At 64.9% G+C, this 17980-nt stretch carries 18 protein-coding genes; 11 read left to right on the forward strand and 7 right to left on the reverse strand.

The window, feature by feature from the left end; all coding sequences use genetic code 11:
- Positions 1-120: 120 nt before the first annotated feature.
- Both XI05_RS08510 and XI05_RS08515 read left to right on the forward strand, forming a co-directional pair.
- Positions 121-1335 (forward strand): acyl-CoA dehydrogenase, encoded by a 1215-nt coding sequence (locus tag XI05_RS08510; protein WP_271500393.1) that lies wholly within the window; start codon positions 121-123, stop codon positions 1333-1335.
- Positions 1336-1467: 132 nt separating this feature from the next.
- Positions 1468-2388 (forward strand): MBL fold metallo-hydrolase, encoded by a 921-nt coding sequence (locus XI05_RS08515; protein ID WP_271500396.1) that lies wholly within the window; start codon positions 1468-1470, stop codon positions 2386-2388.
- Positions 2389-2528: 140 nt separating this feature from the next.
- Here XI05_RS08515 and XI05_RS08520 read toward each other — a convergent pair whose 3' ends face one another.
- Both XI05_RS08520 and XI05_RS08525 read right to left on the reverse strand, forming a co-directional pair.
- Positions 2529-3383, reverse strand: a complete 855-nt coding sequence (locus XI05_RS08520) for a DUF1499 domain-containing protein (protein ID WP_271500399.1) — start codon at positions 3381-3383, stop codon at positions 2529-2531.
- Between the two features lie 266 nt (positions 3384-3649).
- Positions 3650-5278: a fatty-acid--CoA ligase gene (locus tag XI05_RS08525; RefSeq protein WP_271500402.1), complete on the reverse strand. Its 1629-nt coding sequence runs from the start codon at positions 5276-5278 to the stop codon at positions 3650-3652.
- Between the two features lie 65 nt (positions 5279-5343).
- Between XI05_RS08525 and XI05_RS08530 the strand changes: the two genes are divergently transcribed.
- The gene (locus XI05_RS08530) at positions 5344-6426 is read left to right on the forward strand and encodes an extensin family protein (RefSeq protein ID WP_271500405.1); all 1083 of its coding nucleotides are present in this window, start codon (positions 5344-5346) and stop codon (positions 6424-6426) included.
- 36 nt (positions 6427-6462) lie between these two features.
- On the opposite strand, the gene XI05_RS08535 is transcribed toward XI05_RS08530, so the two are convergent.
- Positions 6463-7143, reverse strand: coding sequence for a L,D-transpeptidase (locus XI05_RS08535; RefSeq protein WP_172787346.1), 681 nt, complete (start codon positions 7141-7143; stop codon positions 6463-6465).
- 338 nt (positions 7144-7481) lie between these two features.
- On the opposite strand from XI05_RS08535, the gene XI05_RS08540 reads away from it, so the two are divergent.
- Both XI05_RS08540 and XI05_RS08545 read left to right on the forward strand, forming a co-directional pair.
- Entirely contained in the window at positions 7482-8459 is a 978-nt protein-coding gene (locus XI05_RS08540; protein WP_172787347.1) for a magnesium transporter CorA family protein, read from the forward strand.
- A 204-nt stretch (positions 8460-8663) separates the two neighbouring features.
- On the forward strand, positions 8664-8882 hold the full coding sequence (locus XI05_RS08545) for a hypothetical protein (RefSeq protein WP_271500407.1): 219 nt from the start codon (positions 8664-8666) through the stop codon (positions 8880-8882).
- A 178-nt stretch (positions 8883-9060) separates the two neighbouring features.
- Here XI05_RS08545 and XI05_RS08550 read toward each other — a convergent pair whose 3' ends face one another.
- Positions 9061-9813 carry an SDR family NAD(P)-dependent oxidoreductase gene (locus XI05_RS08550; RefSeq protein ID WP_271500410.1) on the reverse strand — a complete coding sequence of 251 codons (753 nt, stop codon included), beginning with the start codon at positions 9811-9813 and terminating at the stop codon, positions 9061-9063.
- A 26-nt stretch (positions 9814-9839) separates the two neighbouring features.
- Positions 9840-10481, reverse strand: a complete 642-nt coding sequence (gene pdxH / locus XI05_RS08555; RefSeq protein WP_271500413.1) for a pyridoxamine 5'-phosphate oxidase — start codon at positions 10479-10481, stop codon at positions 9840-9842.
- Positions 10482-10594: 113 nt separating this feature from the next.
- Between pdxH and XI05_RS08560 the strand changes: the two genes are divergently transcribed.
- Positions 10595-11002, forward strand: a complete 408-nt coding sequence (locus XI05_RS08560) for an RT0821/Lpp0805 family surface protein (RefSeq protein ID WP_333939829.1) — start codon at positions 10595-10597, stop codon at positions 11000-11002.
- Positions 11003-11169: 167 nt separating this feature from the next.
- Positions 11170-12132, forward strand: a complete 963-nt coding sequence (locus XI05_RS08565; protein WP_271500418.1) for a J domain-containing protein — start codon at positions 11170-11172, stop codon at positions 12130-12132.
- Positions 12133-12458: 326 nt separating this feature from the next.
- Here XI05_RS08565 and XI05_RS08570 read toward each other — a convergent pair whose 3' ends face one another.
- The gene (locus tag XI05_RS08570) at positions 12459-13229 is read right to left on the reverse strand and encodes an anti-sigma factor family protein (RefSeq protein ID WP_271500421.1); all 771 of its coding nucleotides are present in this window, start codon (positions 13227-13229) and stop codon (positions 12459-12461) included.
- Between the two features lie 61 nt (positions 13230-13290).
- Positions 13291-13779 carry an RNA polymerase sigma factor gene (locus XI05_RS08575; RefSeq protein ID WP_271500424.1) on the reverse strand — a complete coding sequence of 163 codons (489 nt, stop codon included), beginning with the start codon at positions 13777-13779 and terminating at the stop codon, positions 13291-13293.
- Positions 13780-13951: 172 nt separating this feature from the next.
- On the opposite strand from XI05_RS08575, the gene fabI reads away from it, so the two are divergent.
- From fabI to XI05_RS08595, 4 genes are all read left to right on the forward strand, one after another.
- Entirely contained in the window at positions 13952-14767 is an 816-nt protein-coding gene (fabI, locus tag XI05_RS08580) for an enoyl-ACP reductase FabI (protein WP_080135587.1), read from the forward strand.
- Positions 14768-14779: 12 nt separating this feature from the next.
- Entirely contained in the window at positions 14780-15379 is a 600-nt protein-coding gene (locus XI05_RS08585; protein WP_271500427.1) for a histidine phosphatase family protein, read from the forward strand.
- Positions 15380-15602: 223 nt separating this feature from the next.
- Positions 15603-16691, forward strand: a complete 1089-nt coding sequence (gene aroC / locus XI05_RS08590; RefSeq protein WP_271500430.1) for a chorismate synthase — start codon at positions 15603-15605, stop codon at positions 16689-16691.
- Positions 16692-16753: 62 nt separating this feature from the next.
- Positions 16754-17944 (forward strand): adenylate/guanylate cyclase domain-containing protein, encoded by a 1191-nt coding sequence (locus tag XI05_RS08595; RefSeq protein WP_271500432.1) that lies wholly within the window; start codon positions 16754-16756, stop codon positions 17942-17944.
- Positions 17945-17980: the final 36 nt, after the last annotated feature.

The following is a 17980-nucleotide window of genomic DNA, read 5'->3' on the forward strand; positions in this document are numbered from 1 at the left end:
CCGGTTTGCGCCGTTGCGCGACCCGGAATGACCGAATCCAGGATGCAATTGCACTTGTTGCCGCGGCGCTTTAATTTGTCGGGCAATATTTAGACGGAACCAGACGCGAAAGGACGTTTCATGAGCGTGCGCCCTCAGGCCAAGGACAAGCCGGCTGCGGCTTCTTTCCAGTGGGAAGATCCGTTCCTGCTCGACGAGCAGCTCACCGAAGACGAGCGCATGGTGCGCGACACTGCCCGCGCCTATGCCCAGGACAAGCTGTTGCCGCGCGTCTCCAAGGCCTATCTCGAGGAGAAGACCGACCGCGAGATCTTCAACGAGATGGGCGAGCTCGGCCTGATCGGCATCACGCTGCCCGAGGAATATGGCTGCGCCAATGCGAGCTATGTCGCCTATGGCCTCGTCGCGCGCGAGATCGAGCGGGTCGATTCCGGCTATCGCTCGATGAACTCGGTGCAGTCCTCGCTGGTGATGTACCCGATCTACGCCTATGGCGACGAGAACCAGCGCAAGAAGTACCTGCCCAAGCTCGCCAGCGGCGAGTGGGTCGGCTGCTTCGGCCTGACCGAGCCCGATGCCGGCTCCGATCCGGCCGGCATGAAGACCCGCGCCGAGAAGGTGTCGGACGGCTATCGCCTCACCGGCAGCAAGATGTGGATCTCGAACGCGCCGATCGCCGACGTCTTCGTGGTCTGGGCCAAGTCGGCCGCGCACGACAACCAGATCCGCGGCTTCGTGCTGGAGAAGGGCATGAAGGGCCTGTCCGCGCCGAAGATCGGCGGCAAGCTCTCGCTTCGCGCCTCCATCACCGGCGAGGTCGTGATGGACGGCGTTGTGGTTCCCGAAGACGCGCTGCTGCCCAACGTCTCCGGACTCAAGGGCCCGTTCGGCTGCCTCAACCGCGCCCGCTACGGCATCTCCTGGGGTGCGCTGGGCGCCGCCGAGGACTGCATGCACCGTGCCCGTCAATACACGCTCGACCGCAAGCAGTTCGGCAAGCCGCTCGCCGCGACCCAGCTGGTGCAGAAGAAGCTCGCGGACATGGAGACCGAAATCGCGCTCGGCCTTCAGGGCTCGCTCCGCGTCGGCCGCCTGATGGACGAGGGCAAGTTCGCGCCCGAGATGATCTCGATCATGAAGCGCAACAATTGCGGCAAGGCCCTCGACATCGCCCGCACCGCCCGCGACATGCACGGCGGCAACGGCATCTCGATCGAGTATCACGTGATGCGCCACGTCCATAACCTCGAGACGGTCAACACCTACGAGGGCACCCACGACGTCCACGCCCTGATCCTGGGCCGCGCGATCACGGGCATTCAGGCGTTTTTCTGATTTGGTTCTCCGTCATTCCGGGGCGCCCGAGGGGCGAACTATGGTGCGCACTTGCGCACCTGAGAATCTCGAGATTCCGGGTGCGAGGCTTCGCATCGCCCCGGAATGACGTCAAAGAACAAAGAAGAAGCCATGTCCGACAATGACGACGTCCCGTTCAACCGCAACTTTCCGCTGAAGCCCGGCATCGTCGAGGAGGTCCGCCCCGGCGTGCGGCGCGTGCTCTGCAACAATCCGAGCCCGTTCACCTTTACGGGGACGGTCAGCTACATCGTCGGCAAGGGCAATATCGCGATCATCGATCCCGGTCCAGACGATGCGGCGCATGCGGCGGCGCTGCTCGATGCGGTGCGCGGCGAGACGGTGACGCACATCTTCGTCACCCACACCCATCGCGATCATTCGCCGAACACCGCGCGCATCAAGCAGGCGACAGCTGCGCCGGTCTATGCCGAAGGCCCGCATCGCGCCTCGCGGCCGCGCTTCGAGAGCGAGAAGCACAATCCGGAATCCGGTGCCGACCGCGATTTTGCCCCGGACGTCAGCCTCGCACACGGCGACGTCGTGGAAGGTGACGGCTGGCGGCTCGAGGCCGTCGCGACGCCAGGCCACACGGCCAATCATCTGGCGTTCGCCTGGCCCGAGCGAAAATTCAATTTCGTGGGTGACCACGTCATGGGCTGGTCGACCTCGATCGTGGCGCCGCCGGACGGCTCGATGATCGACTACATGGACTCGCTCGACCGGCTCGCGGCCCGCGAGGAGGATCTCTATTTCTCGGGCCACGGCCCCGAGATTCCCGAAGGCCAGCGCTTCGTGCGCTTCCTGATCCGTCACCGCAAGGCGCGCGAGGCCTCGATCCTGCACCGCCTCGCCAAGGGCGAGGCCGACATCCCGACCATGGTCCGCGCCATCTATATCGGCATCGATCCGCGCCTGACGACGGCGGCGGGCTATTCCGTTCTGGCGCACCTCGAAGACCTGGTCACGCGCGGCGTGGTGGCGACGGATGGCGATCCCGTGATCGGCGGGACCTATCGGATGGCGGGCTAAACTCTCGTCATTCCGGGGCGCGCGCCAGCGTGAGCCGGAATCCATCGGGCTGCAGTGTTGGTGGATGAATGGATCCTCTGATGCGCAATTGCGCCTCAGAGTTCGATGCTGCGCATCGCCCCCGGAATGACGCTGGCGCGTCACTTCTTCACCGTCTTCGCCGGCGCCTTGGGCGGTGCGACCGGGGTCTTCTTCACCGGCTTGAGCGCGTCGGCATCGGCGGCGGTGTTGAGGTCGTCGATGAATTTCTTGACGCGCGCGGCGTTGCTGCCGAGGTCGCTGTCGAAATTGCGCGATGCAGAGCGGATGTCGACGCGGGAATCATCGCCATCCGGCACGACCCTGATCGAAACGTCCTCGCGGAAACCCATGATCGGCGTGCGCGCGACCGCCTCGATGCGGCCGATGCGGCGCGGCGGCTGCGGTGCGCGCTCGTCGATCACGATCCATTTGCGCTTGTGGACGAGCTGGAGCGCGATCGCATAGGCGCGGTCGACCGGGATCTCGAGCTCGACGGGCTCGATGTCGGGATAGAAATGGCGCTGCTGCTCCGCTGAATAGAGACCGGCATAGACCGCGGTGTTGGTGCCCTCGCCGGTGCGCAGGCGCGCCAGCGCGTCGAAGCGCGGCGGATCGATCGGGTCGGTGGTGATGTCGTAGATCGCCGGCAGCTTGCGATATTGAAAGGCCAGATAAGCGGGGTAGGCGAGGATCGCCCCGTCGATCAGGAAGGCGAGCAGGATGCGGGCCATGCCGCGCGAGCCGTTCTGCCAGATCGCGGCAAAGCCGGCGAGCCCGAACAGGATCGAGAGGCCGGCGATCGCGATGCCGCCGATGAACGTCGCAAGCGCCGGCTTCGGCTCCAGGAAATCGAAGCGGACGACGATGATCGAGACCACCACCGCCACCACCGCGAACACGGCCAGATTACGCGCCCAGCTCGCGAGGCTGGACACGGGCTCCGACTGGTAGGGAGCGGAAAACCTGCGGGCCATCGGGTGAAGCTCTGCCGGATGTTGGGCGCGATGCCGGCCGATCTGGCGCGACGATAGGACCGTTGAGACCACGGCGCGGGGGCAAATTCAAGGGTCGATCACCCTCCCCTGGAGGGGGAGGGTCGATCGCGCGCAGCGCGAGCGGGGTGGGGTGATCTCTCCGCACGGGCACCGCTATTGGGGAGAGACTGTCACCCCACCCCGGCTCACATCGCTGACGCGCTGCGAGCCGACCCTCGCCCTCCAGGGGAGGGTGGCACCAACGATTACGCCGCCGCGTTCGGGAAGCGATAATCCTTGAACTGGTCGCGCAGCGCCGTCTTCAGGATCTTGCCGGTGGCGGTGTGCGGAATGCCGTCGACGAAGGCGACGTCGTCGGGCATCCACCATTTGGCGATCTTGCCGTCCATGAACTTGAGGATGTCCTCGCGCGTGGCCTGCTGGCCCTGCTTGAGCTGCACGATCAGAAGCGGCCGCTCGTCCCACTTCGGGTGGAACACGCCGATCACGGCGGCTTCCGCCACGGCGGGGTGGCCGACCGCGAGGTTTTCGAGGTCGATCGAGGAGATCCACTCGCCGCCGGACTTGATCACGTCCTTGGAGCGGTCGGTGATCCGCATATAGCCGTCCTCGTCGATGGTCGAGACGTCGCCGGTGTCGAAGAAGCCGTCCTCGTCGAGGATGTTGCTGTCGACGCGGTAATAGGCCTTGGCGACGGCGGGCCCGGAGACCTTGAGGCGGCCGAACGTCTTGCCGTCCCAGGGCAGCTCCTTGCCGGCATCGTCGGTGATCTTCATCTGCACGCCGAACGGCGCATAGCCCTGCATCTGCAGCACGTCGAGCCTGGCATCGCCGGTCGCATTCTGGAACGGCGGCTTCAGCGCCGCGACGCTGCCGATCGGGCTCATCTCGGTCATGCCCCAGGCATGGCGGACGTTCGAGCCCATGTCGAGGAAGGCCTTGATCATCGAGCGCGGCATCGCCGAGCCGCCGCAGATCACCATCTTCAGGTCCGGCAGCTTGAGATTGTTGGCGGTCATGTGCTGGAGCAGCATCAGCCACACCGTCGGCACGCCGGCGGTGTGCGTCACCTTCTCGGTCGAGAGCAGTTCATAGACCGAGGCGCCGTCGAGCTTGGCGCCCGGCATTACCAGCTTGGTGCCCTGCGAGGGGGCGGAGAATGCGATGCCCCAGCTGTTGGCATGGAACAGCGGAACGACCGGCAGCATTGTCTCGGACGCACTGGTGCCGAGCGCGTCGACGTTGTTGGCCATCAGCGCGTGCAGCACGTTGGAGCGATGCGAATACAGCACACCCTTGGGATCGCCGGTCGTGCCGGAGGTGTAGCACATCGCCGCCGCCGTGTTCTCGTCAAAGTCCTTCCATTTGAATTTGCCGTCGGCCTGCGCAATCCAGTCCTCGTAGGCCACCGCGTTCTTCAGCGTGGTCTCCGGCATGTGCGCCTTGTCGGTGAGCACGATGTAGCGCCCCACGCTTGGCAGCTTGTCCGCGATCTTCTCCAGGATCGGAACGAAGGTGAGATCGGTCATCACGATGCGATCCTGCGCATGATTGATGATCCAGGCGATCTGTTCGGGGAAAAGGCGGGGATTGACGGTATGGCAGATGGCGCCGATCCCCATGATGCCGTACCAGACCTCGAGATGGCGCCAGGTGTTCCAGGCGATCGTTGCGACACGGTCGCCGAGCTTGATGTCGTCGCGCTCCAGCATCTGCGAGACCTTGAGCGCGCGCTGGTGGATCTCGGCGTAGGTGGTGCGATGGATCGGACCCTCGACCGAGCGTGTGACCACCTCCTGCTTGCCATGAATCCTGGCGGCGTGTTCGATGATTCGGTGGCAGAGCAGGGGCCAATCTTGCATCAAACCAAGCATTCCGACGTTCCTCCGAGAAGTCGCTGGGCGCATTGTCGCTCTCAGCGTTGGGCCAAAGAATTGACATGAGTTTTAGCCTGCCGGACTTTCGCCGCAAATGGTCTTGTCGCGGCTATATGTCCGCTGGCGCGGCAATGGTTACCGCTGCGGCGGGGCTATTGCTGCTCGCCGAAAGGGCAGAGGCGCGGAAATATCCTGCGCCGCTCGATATCTTCAACCTTGGAGCACCAAAGCCCCGCCCAACCGTTCGCCCCGCCAGGATTCCGCTGCCGAAGCCGCGTCCCGAGGACGCGCCCAAAGCGTCGGATGAGGGGGCGCCGCAGGCAGACGGCAAGCCGTCCCCCGACAAGCCAGGCGCGGACAAGCCCGCCGAGGCCGCGCCGCCGCCCGAGAAGCAGGCCTCGGCCTGCCGGCTGGCGCTGACCGAGGAGATCGCGATCGCGCCGTCCATTCCGGATATCCGCGGCCCTGGCGCCTGCGGCGGCGAGGATCTGGTGCGGCTGGAGGCCATCGTGCTGCCGGACAAGCGCAAGGTGACGGTCAAGCCGGCGGCGATCCTTCGCTGCACCATGGCGTCCGCGCTCGCCGATTGGGTGCGCAAGGACATCGTGCCCCTGGCCGCCAGCCTCGGCTCGCCCATCAGCGACCTCGATAATTTCGATTCCTTCGAGTGCCGCGGCCGCAACCGCGTCGCTGGGGCGATGCTGTCCGAGCACGGCAAAGCCAATGCCATCGACATCCGCGCCATCAAGCTCGCCAATGGGCAGTCGATCGGCCTTACCGACCGCGCCACCTCGCGCGAGGTGCGCGAGCGCGTGCTGCATTCGGTCTGCGCGCGCTTTTCCACCGTGCTCGGCCCGGGCTCGGACTGGTACCACGAGGACCACATCCATCTCGATCTCGCCCAGCGGCGCAACGACTACCGGATCTGCCAGTGGAACGTCTGGGATCCGCTGCCTCAGGTCGCTCCGCTGCTGCCGGCGGAACGTCCGGAGGAGGCACCGCCGCGCGAGGTCGCGGCCAAACCCGAGGCAAAGGACGGCGCCCACGACGGAGGGGCGGAGACACCTCCTGCGCCGGCAGACAAGCCGGCGGCGGGTGGCAACAAAGGCCGGTCGCACCAATCGGCAACAAAAAAGCGCCGGTGAAACCGGCGCTTTTGAAAAGCCTCAGGCAAGGCCTGCTCAGTAGGATGAACTGGAACCGCCGCCCTGGAGCGCGAGGCGCGAATTGTAGGGCGAATCGCCGTGCTTCGGCTCGAGCACCACGACGAGGGTGCCGACTTTGACGCGATCATAGAGATCGATCGCGTCCTCGTTGGTCAGGCGGATACAGCCGGACGAGATCGAGGCGCCGATATATTCCGGCTGGTTGGTGCCGTGGATGCGGAACAGCGTGTCCTTACCCCCCGAATACAGGTACAGCGCACGGGATCCCATCGGATTGTCCGGACCCGGCGCGACATAGGTCGGCACACCCAGGCGCGAAATTTCGCTGGGCGTGGGGTGCCAGGCCGGCCACTCGGTCTTGCTGCCCACCTTGGCAATACCCGACCAGGCCATCGCCTCTTCACCGACGGTGATGCCGTAGCGGATCGCCTTGCCGCCATCCAGCACGTAATAGAGGTAATGGTTGTCGGAATCGACCACGATCGAGCCGGGCGTTTCCTTGCGGTGGTACTGGACGATGGCGCGGCGGAACGGCTCGGCGACCGGGGTGTTCTCGTACCGGACCTTGGCGAGGAGCTCCTTGTCCTTCGGCTTGAAGGCTTTGGTGTCGGCCGCCTCATAATGAGTGGCCTGCATGCAGCCCGACAGCATCAGGCCAGCGGCCAAAATCCCAAACATAACTTTCAGCGACGACATGGTTTGGTTCCAATCAAAACAATACCGTGCGGAAGGGGCCTGAGCTTAGCGCCCAAGTTCCTCGACTCCGTTAATCCCATTATGGTTGAAATCTGCCACAATTCCAGCGCTGAAGCCGTTTTCCCGCGCTGCAAGACCCCAGCTGTGGCTTTTCTGCCGCAAATTTGGGGTTACTGCGAAGGTTTTTTGGCCAGACGCGCCAAACTGTTCCTTCCGCGCCACAGTTGAGCCCCGGCGGTGCCGCAAATGCAAACGCTCCGTTAATGTTGTTGTCATCGTGAACCTGCCAGAATCGCGCTAAGGGCTGTCGTTCTGTCGCAGGATCTCTGGAGCTTTTGATGTTTTGGGCGTTCGTTCCCTCCGAGGCCTCCCTCAAGAAGGCGGTTATCGAAGATCTCACGGCGTTGCCGGACAACGCGGTCTGGATCGACCTCGTCAACCCGACGGCCGCCGAGGACAAGGCCGTGGAGCGGCTGGCGGGCATCGCCATCCCGACCCGGGAAGACATGCAGGAGATCGAGATCTCCAGCCGCCTCTATATGGAGAACGGCGCGCGCTACATGACCGCGACGCTGATGTGCCACTCCGATACCGACATGCCCCGGACCACGGCGGTGACCTTCATCCTCGGCGACCATCGCCTGGTGACGGTGCGCTACGACCTGCCCAAGCCCTTTGCGCTGGTCGAAGCCAAGCTCGCCCGCTCCTGTACCCCGTCAATCACCGGCGAGATGGTGCTGATGGAGCTCCTGGACGCCGTGATCGACCGCTGCGCCGATATTCTGGAGCGCTGCGGTGCCGAGATCGACCAGGTCTCCCACGACATCTTCGAGCCGGAGAGCGAGCGCCACGGCCATGCCAAGCAATATTCCCAGATCCTGATCTCGATCGGCCGCAAGGGCGACTTGACCTCGAAGGTTCGCGAGAGCCTGGTGTCGATCGGCCGCGTCGTGACGTTCCTGTCGGCGGTGGTCGAGGGCGTGAAATGGTCGAAGGACATGCGCGAGCAGCTCAAGACCATGCAGCGCGACGTGGCCTCGCTGACCGACCACGCCTCCTATCTCTCCAGCAAGATCACTTTCGTGCTCGACGCCATGCTCGGCGTCGTCAATCTCGAGCAGAACAACATCATCAAGCTGTTTTCGGTCATGGCTGTTGTCCTGATGCCGCCGACGCTGATCGCCTCGGTCTACGGCATGAACTTCAAGGTGATGCCGGAACTCGAATGGGTGCACGGCTACCCGATGGCGCTGGTGATGATGCTGATCGCTGCCATCGTTCCGTACTGGATCTTCAAGTTCAAGAAGTGGCTGTAGGAATCAAGCTCCGCAAAGATACCTACCGAGACCTTACGCTGCTCGCATAGACACGGTGGATCGTGTCGCAGAATAGATCGGCATTGCGGCGACGCGGTGATGTGTGTGTCATGCCGCAATTCCTCCGGTAAAATTTGAGCGGTGGGCTGAACGTTTGCGCGAAACTTGTCTGCGATAAGTAGTGCGTAGCCGCGAGGAACAGCCATGGTTGAAAAACACATAACGACGCCCCGCAACGTCATCGAGCTGGCGCACTATCGTCAGGCGGTGACGAGCGGCAAGGCGTCGTCGATGTCGGCACGCCTGTGCCGGCACTGTGGTGCTCCGCTGCTCGATGGTGAGAACGACGACGACTGCTCGACTGCATTCAGCACGGCCGCTCCGCGTCCGCGCGAGAGGTCACGTCGGATTCGACTCGATTGAGGAACGGAAGGTAAGGGCGATCCAGGTCTTGCGGCGGCGTTGTCTGGATCGCCTTGCTTCCCTAAGCGCTAAATTTCGTCATTGCGAGGAGCGAAGCGACGAAGCAATCCAGACTGTCTCCGCGGAGGCAGTCTGGATTGCTTCGCTGCGCTCGCAATGACAAAGGATGGCGGATTGCCTACACGTGCTGGCCGCCGTTGATGTGGATCTCGGCGCCGTTGACGTAAGAAGAGGTGTCCGTGCACAGCACGTAGATGATCTTGGCCACCTCGTCGGGCGTGCCGAGGCGGTGCATCGGGATCTGCTGCTCGACGATCTTTTCGGTGCCGGGCGACAGGATCGAGGTGTCGATCTCGCCCGGGGCGATCGCGTTGACGCGCACGCCGATGCGGCCGAAGTCGGAGGCCATCTCGCGCGTCAGCGCGGCGAGCGCCGCCTTCGAGGTGGCATAGGCGGCGCCTGCGAAGGGGTGCACGCGCGAGCCCGCGATCGAGGTGACGTTCACGACCGAGCCCTTGGCCGCCTTCAATTCCTCGATCAGCCCGCGCGCCATCATGATCGGCGCGAAGAAGTTGACATGGAAGACGTGCGTCCAGGTGTCGAGGTCGGTGTCGACCGAGCCCAGCCGCGAGCCGCCGGGGCCCTTCGGCGAGATCGCGGCGTTGTTGACCAGCGCGTGCAGCGCGCCGCCTTCGAGCCGGCTGCGGATCTCGGAGATCGCGCGCGCGGTGTCCTCTGGGTTGCCGAGGTCGACCTGGATGTGGTCCTCAGGGCCGGCATCCCAGGGGCAGTCCTCCGGGAAAGGATGCCGCGAGCAGGTGATGACGCGCCAGCCCGCCGAGGAAAACCGGATCACGGTGGCGTGGCCGATGCCGCGGCTGGCTCCGGTCAGGAGCAGCGTACGGCGCGGCGCATTGGACGAATGCGGCATGGACATCTTTCAGGTCGGCCCAAAGCTTACGGGTACATCCGCGTCTTGGACCACGGTTGGCCGGCGGCGTCACGCCGAAATTCGATGCGGTCGTGCAGGCGGAACGGGCGGTCGTGCCAGAACTCGATTCGGAGCGGCGTGATGCGCCAGCCGCTCCAGCCCGGCGGCCGCGGCACTTCGCCGATGACGTATTTGGCCGCGACCTTGGCGATGGCCTGCTCGAACGCGAAGCGGCTCTCCAGCTCTTGCGATTGCTTGCTCGCCCAGGCGCCGATCTGGGCCTGCTTCGGTCGCGTCGCGAAATAGGCGTCGGCCTCCGCGTCGCTCACCGGCGTCACGTTGCCGCGGATGCGGACCTGACGGCGCAGCGACTTCCAGTGAAAAAGTAACGCTGCCTTAGGATTTGCGGCGAGTTCGCGGCCCTTTTGGCTCGCGATGTGGCTGTAGAAGACGAAACCCTCGGTATCGAAGCCCTTCATCAGCACCATGCGCACGTCAGGCAAGCCGTCGGAATCGACGGTTGCGAGCGCCATGGCGTTCGGATCGTTCGGCTCGCTCTTGATTGCCTCGTTCAGCCAGGCCTCGAACAGCGCAAAAGGCTCGTCGGCAGCGGTGAAATCACCGGATGTTAAGGGTGTCTGGTGTTTCATCGAGGTCGTGTCGGTCATGTCCGGAGTCCGAGTTGCGTCCCGCGGCCCAAAACGCGTTGTTGTCCGCTACCGCCCTATATAGGGCATGGGCACGCGTTGGCCTATCGGCGATCCGGCCGTCCGGCTTCGTCATGACGATGATTCTGGTCGGGCTCGGCGCCGGCGGCTGCAGCTTTTCTCGCAACGACAGCACCGCCTATGCCAAGGGCGACGACAGCGACCTCACCGGCTCGATCGCGCGGCCGGCAAAGGACGCTCCGCCGACCGAGACCGATCTCGCCTTCACCCGCAACGCCGCCTCGGACGTGCTCAGCAAGGGCGACAAGGATTCCAGCCAGCATTGGGAGAATCCGGAGACCGGGGCGCGCGGCTCGGTGACGCCCATCGCCCAGTCCTACGCCGCCGAGGACGGGCGCAAATGCCGCGACTTCCTGGCGAGCTACGTCAACGGCAACACCGAAAGCTGGCTCCAGGGCGCCGGCTGCCAAAGCAGCCGTGGCCGTTGGGAGATTCATACGCTAAAGCCGTGGCGGAGCTGAGCACGATCCGGAAAAAGCGGGAACCGGTTTTCCGATAAGGCCATGCTCCAAACATTGAGCTTCAGCTCGCGTTCCTAGTTGCAAAAATGCCACTCTCTTCCCACATGACCGGCAGGTGGGGCGGGGAGCCCTTTGAACAATTCGATTTCTTGAAGGAGACGTGACGAATGCGCGACCCCTATGAGGTCTTGGGGGTGCCGCGGAGCGCCAGCGCTGCCGCGATCAAGAGCGCCTATCGCAAGCTGGCCAAGAAGCACCATCCGGACAGCAACAAGGGTGATCCGAAGGCGGCCGAACGCTTCGCCGAGATCAACTCGGCCAACGAGATCCTTGGCGACGAGGACAAGCGCAAGCAGTTTGACCGCGGCGAGATCGACGCCGATGGCAAGCCGCGCTTCCAGGGTTTTCCGGGCGGCGGCGGCCCTCGTGGCCGCGCCGGTCCTGGCGGGTTCGAAAGCTATACGTTCCGAAGCGGCGGTGCGGGCGGCCCGGGCGGCGGCGCGTTCGAGGACATCCTCAACAGCATGTTCGGCGGCGGAATGCGCGGCGCGCGGCCCGGAGCCGGCGGCGGTGCCCAGTTCGAGTTCGACACCGGCGGTGTCGGGCTCGATCTCGACGTCAACGTCGCCATGAGCGTCTCGCTTGAAGAGGCGGTCAAGGGCGGCGAGAAGCGTGTCCGGCTGCCGACAGGCAAGGAGCTCAACGTCAAGATTCCGGCCGGGGTCACCGATGGCCAGCAGATCCGGCTCCGTGGGCAGGGCGAAAGCGCGCAGGGCCATCCGCCCGGCGATCTCCTGATCACCATCAACATCGCGCCGCACCCGTTCTTCAAGGTCGAGGGCGCCGACCTCAGGATCGACCTGCCTGTCACGCTTTACGAGGCGGTGCTCGGCGGCAAGGTCCGCGTGCCCACCCTCGGCAATGCCGTGGAGCTCTCGGTCCCCAAAAACACCTCCAGCGGCCGGACCTTCCGTCTCAAGGGCAAGGGCCTGCCGAAATCTGGCGGGACCGGGGATCTCTTCGTCACCATCAGGATTATGCTACCGGACGGGAACGACGCCGAGCTTGAAGCATTGATGGAGAAGTGGCGGGACCAACACCCCTACAATCCACGTAGCGGGATTGGTTAGGGCGAGAGTGATGGGGTTCTCCTAAAGGCCCAAGGCATCATCCTCAAGGCATCGTCCTGGAGATGATGCTCATCATATACCTGAGGCGTGGGTCACGCTTCATGGTTTCGACGTGTCGGCTGTCCGGCGGGGCAGCCGATGAAAAGGTGCGGCCTCGAGAGGGGGACCAGCGCGGTACCAAAAACCCCAATCGAGGCCGCCCGCGTCGATCGGCGGATCGAACGCCACTCATAATCGCGTGAACACCCGGTGCGATAATCGACGCGTCGATGTCCTGATTCCAAATTTTCGATGACGGAATCTGGGCACTGCGCTTGTGCGGTTGTCTAGGTGCCGTTTTTCTCTGCTTGGTCGTAGACGGCCTGCGCCACCCTGGTCAGCCGCTCGCGATCACTGCTGCCGCTGACGACGTAGCCGACGCCGCGCTCGGACCAGAACAACGCGCCGTCCTTGTCCGTCTTGGCGTAGCGCATTTGCGTTGCACCATTCTCGGTCTTGGCGGAGTAGATCGTGTACCGCTCGCCCGAGGCGCCCTCGTACATCAGGAACGACGCCGGACCGTTCGGGCCCGGCAGCAGCCGGCCGCCCACCAGCTTCAGCCCGCTCGCCTCCAGGTTCGGCGCGAACACGGTCCAGCCGCAGCGCCGGGTCAGCCAGGCCTGCAAGTGATCGCGCTCGTTGCCGCCGACCTCCACGGGATGGCGCACCTCCACGACATAGAGGCGGTGCGCACCGAGCGCGTCCGCCGTAAAGCTCTGGAAGGTCGAGGGTGCGTTGGCGGCGCCATGCGCCACCCAGCCTGCGGTGCCGCCGGCGACGAAGGCAACCAGCACGGCCGCGGCGGCGCCATAGAGCCATTGCCGCGGGCGACGCTCCAGCCGCTCGAGCTCGAGCCGTGCGGGCACCGGCTCATGGACGACCGAATCGTAACGGGCGTGCAGCATCTCGGCCATGGTCCGCCAGGACTGCACCCGCTCGGCGTCGTCGGGGTGGGCGGCAAGAAAGGCCTCGACGTCGGCGCGTCGCTCAGCCGGCAGCTCGCCGTCGATATAGGCGTGCAGTTCGTCCTCGGTCACTGGGATGTTGCGGTCGTTCATATCGGTCGTCTCTGGCTCTGCGGCCCAAAATATCTTCTGCAAGTTAGTTTCGCGCAGCTCATCATTTCACCCGCCTGAGCGCCGTCCGCTCACCCTCGAGCGAGGCTTTGACGTGGGCTCTTGCGCGTGCCAGGCGCGACATCACGGTGCCGATCGGCACGCCCTGGATGTCGGCAACCTCGCGGTAGCTCATGTCTTCCAGCATCACCAGGAGCAGCACCGAACGCTGCTCCTCGACGAGAGTAGCCAGCGCCTTCTCGATGTCGCGTCCTTCGGCCTCGGTCCCGCTGGCATCCGGGTTGTTGTCCGTCAGCGGCATGAATTGCGGCCGCCTTGCCAGGGAACGCCGCCGGTTTTTGTTGAGGTTGGTCAGGATCGTATAGAGCCAGCTCCTGACGTCGCCTCCGAGAAACAGCCGCTCCGAACGCAGCGCGCGGACCAACGTATCCTGGACCAGATCGTCGGCCGCATCCGCATCGCGCGTGAGCGCGCGGGCATAGCGGCGCAACGCCGGGATCATGGCTTCCACACTCTGGCGAAACGCATTCATTGCAGTCTTGACGTCCCTGACGTTCGGCGCGCGCTTATAGCGATCATAACACCCGAGCGGAACGGCTATTCCGGTCCTCGAAACAGCGTTAACGCCGCGGATTTGGGCTGTACCGCGGGGGAGGGCTGGTGTACCTCCAGACCTCAACGAGAGTTCGACGGGACGTGCAAAAATGGCGCAGAATTCGGGTCTGATGCAAGGAAAGCGCGGGGTCATCCTCGGCGTTGCCAACAACCGCTCGATCGCCTGGGGCATCGCCAAGGCATGCCACGCCGCGGGTGCCGAGCTCGCCTTCACCTATCAGGGCGATGCGCTGAAGAAGCGCGTCGAGCCGCTCGCCGCCGAGATCGGCGGCCTCGTGCTCGGCCATTGCGATGTCACGGATGCCGCGACCATCGATGCCGCGTTCGCGGTGCTGAAGGAGAAGTGGGGCAAGATCGACTTCCTGGTGCATGCGATCGCCTATGGCGAGCAGCTCGACGGCCGCTACGTCGACACCACGCAGGAGAATTTTTCGAAGTCGATGTTGATCTCCTGCTATTCGTTCACGGCGGTGGCGCAGCGCGCCGAGAAGCTGATGACGGATGGCGGCTCGCTGATCACGCTCTCCTATTACGGCGCCGAGAAGTGGATGCCTCATTACAATGTGATGGGCGTGGCCAAGGCGGCGCTGGAAGCCAGCGTGCGCTATCTCGCCGCCGATCTCGGCGAGAAGAACATCCGCGTCAATGCGATCTCGGCAGGCCCCATCAAGACGCTGGCGGCGTCCGGCATCGGCGACTTCCGCTATATCCTGAAGTGGAACGAGACCAATGCGCCGATGCGGCGCAACGTCTCCACCGAAGACGTCGGCGGCAGCGCGCTGTATTTCCTCTCCGACCTCTCGCGCGGCGTTACCGGCGAGGTGCACCACGTCGATTCCGGCTATCACGTGCTCGGCATGAAGCGGCCGGATGCGCCTGATATCTCGCTTGGCGGGAAGGACTAGCCACTAGCTGCAATGCCCGGGCCTACGATCTACTATCTTCGCCACGGCGAGACCGAGTGGAATGCGCTCGGCAGGCTTCAGGGCACCAGGGACGTTCCGCTGAACGCGCGCGGCCGCAGCCAGGCCGTGCACGCCGGCGCCGTTCTGGCCGAACTGTTCAAGCGCGACGGACGCGACAAGGCCGCGCTGCCCTACGTGTCGAGCCCGCTCGGCCGTGCGCGCCTGACCATGGAGCTCGCGCGCGGCAAGCTCGAATTGCCGCCTGCCGATTATGCGCTCGACGATCGTCTGCGCGAGATCGGCTACGGCACCTGGGAGGGGCTGACGCTGGCTGAGAGCCAGGCGAAGGATCCGGACATCTATGCAAGGCGGCTCGCCGACAAATGGACCGTGGGACCTGCGGGCGGGGAGACCTACGCCGACGTGCAGGTCCGCGTGCGCGCCTGGTACGACCAGCTCCGGACCGACACCGTCGCGGTGGCCCATGGCGGGACCTGCCGGGCCCTGATGGTGTCCCTGGGGCTCGAGACGCCCGCCAGCGCCGCCGAGCTCTATATCGAGCAGGGAGCCGTCTACGTGTTCCGCGACGGGCGGCTGGAGAAGTTCAGTTAGGGCGGCCCCATCCCCACCGTCATGCCCGGGCTTGTCCTGGCTTGTCCCGAGCATCCACGCACTTTACCTCCCGACCTAAGAACGTGGATGGCCGGGCCTTCGCCTCGCCGAAGCGGCTTCGGCCGCGCAGGCGGGACGGGCCCGGCCATGACGACGCTGGCGGCCATTTGACCCCTCATCGAGAGCGCGTTACCACACGCCGGGATCGAACCTGCGAGTAGCGATGTCCTTCAACACCTTCGGCCACATGTTCCGCGTCACCACCTTCGGCGAGAGCCATGGGGTGGCGATCGGCTGCGTGGTCGACGGCTGCCCGCCGATGATCCCGCTCACCGAGGCCGACATCCAGCGGGATCTCGACCGCCGGCGTCCCGGCCAGTCGCGCTTCACCACCCAGCGCCAGGAGCCGGACCAGGTGAAGATCCTCTCCGGCGTGATGGCGCATCCGGAGACCGGCGTGCAGGTGACGACGGGCACGCCGATCGGCCTTCTGATCGAGAACACCGACCAGCGCTCGAAGGATTATTCCGAGATCAAGGACAAGTTTCGTCCCGGACACGCCGACTTCACCTATGAGGCGAAGTACGGCCTGCGCGATTATCGCGGCGGCGGGCGCTCCTCGGCGCGCGAGACCGCGATGCGCGTTGCCGCCGGCGCCATCGCGCGGAAAGTGCTGCCCGACGTGACGGTGCGGGGCGCCTTGGTGCAGATCGGTCCGCACAAGATCGATCGCGACAAGTGGGATTGGGACGAGGTCGCGAAAAATCCGTTCTTCTGTCCCGACAAGGACAAGGCCGCGTTCTTCGAGACCTATCTCGACGGCATCCGCAAGAGCGGCTCCTCGATCGGTGCGGTGATCGAGGTCGTCGCCGAAGGCGTGCCGGCAGGTCTCGGCGCGCCGATCTACGCCAAGCTCGATTCCGATCTGGCGGGTGCGATGATGACGATCAACGCGGTGAAGGGCGTCGAGATCGGCGCCGGTTTTGGCGCGGCAGAACTGACCGGGGAGGAGAACGCCGACGAGATGCGCTCCGGCAATGACGGCACGCGCTTCCTGTCCAACCACGCCGGCGGCGTGCTGGGCGGCATCTCCACCGGACAGCCGGTGGTGGTGCGTTTCGCGGTGAAGCCGACCTCGTCGATCCTGCAGCCGCGTCTCACCGTCGATCGGCAAGGCGCCGAGACCGAGATCTTCACCAAGGGCCGCCATGACCCCTGCGTCGGCATCCGTGCCGTCCCCGTCGGGGAGGCCATGATGGCGTGCGTGCTGGCCGATCACTTCCTGCGCGATCGCGGGCAGGTCGGGCGTTGAACTCGCGGTACTAGCCCACCGTGCAGCTTGACGACCCCGCAACTTCGTCCGCAAATGCGGCCATGAACAGCTCCGGGATTCAGCACGTCTGCAACTGGCTGATCGACGGCGCCTGGTCGGCGCAGGAGCCGGCCGAGATGATCGCCGATTTCTGCGAACGTCTGGTCGCGGCCGGCCTGCCGCTATGGCGGTTCGGCATCTTCATCCGCACGCTGCATCCCGAAGTCTTCGGCCGCAACTTCATCTGGCGGCAGGGCCAGGAAGTCGAAGTCGGCAGCGTCGATTTCGAGATCCTGGACACGCCCGAATTCGCCCGCAGCCCGCTCCGCGTCGTGTTCGAGCAGGGCATCGAGGTCAGAGGCCGCGCACGCGATCCCGACAGCAAGCGATTTCCGTTCCTCGACGACATGCGAGCCGAAGGCGCGACCGATTATATCGCGGTGCCGGTGCGCTTTCTCGACGGCTCCGTCCACGCAACGAGCTGGATCACCCAGCATCCCGATGGCTTCAGCGACGACGACATCGCGGCCATCCGAGCCGTCATAGCCCCGCTCGCGCGCGTCAGCGAGATCATCAGCCTGCGCCGCACCGCCGAGATGCTGCTCGACACCTATGTCGGCAATCGCGCCGGCGCGCGCATCCTCGGTGGCCAGATCCGACGCGGTCACAACGACACCATGCAGGCGGCGATCTGGCTGTCGGACCTGCGGGGCTTCACCGCGCTGTCGGACCGGCTGCCGGCCGAGACGGTGGTCGAGATCCTCAATCAATATTTCGACTGCCAGGTTGCCGCGATCCGCGGCCACGGCGGCGAGGTGTTGAAATTCATGGGCGACGGCTTGCTCGCCGTGTTTCCGATCGACGAATATGTCGGCGATGCCGCCCATGTCTGCGCGCGGGTGCTGGAGGCGGCGCGCGAATCCCGCGCCAGCGTCGAGGCGCTCGCCGTTCCGGTCGGCGACGTCGTCGAGCGCTTCCGCTTCGGCGTCGCGTTGCATGTCGGCAACATCCTTTACGGCAATATCGGCGGCGGCAACCGCCTCGACTTCACCTGCATCGGCCCGGCGGTCAATCTCGCCGCGAGACTGGAGAAGATCACGGGGCGCCTGGGGCGGACCGTCGTGGCCTCGGAAGGTTTTGCCAATGTCTGCCGCCATGATTGGCACCAGCTCGGCGAATTTCCGATCGCGGGATTTTCCAAGGCGCAGCGCGTGTACGGGCTGGCGGAGGAGACGCCGGTGGTGATGGCCTAAACGCGCCGACAGCGGCCTCGACCCGAAGCAGGCAAG

It is taken from the genome of Bradyrhizobium sp. CCBAU 11357 (assembly GCF_028128865.1).
In the GTDB taxonomy this organism is placed as follows: domain Bacteria; phylum Pseudomonadota; class Alphaproteobacteria; order Rhizobiales; family Xanthobacteraceae; genus Bradyrhizobium.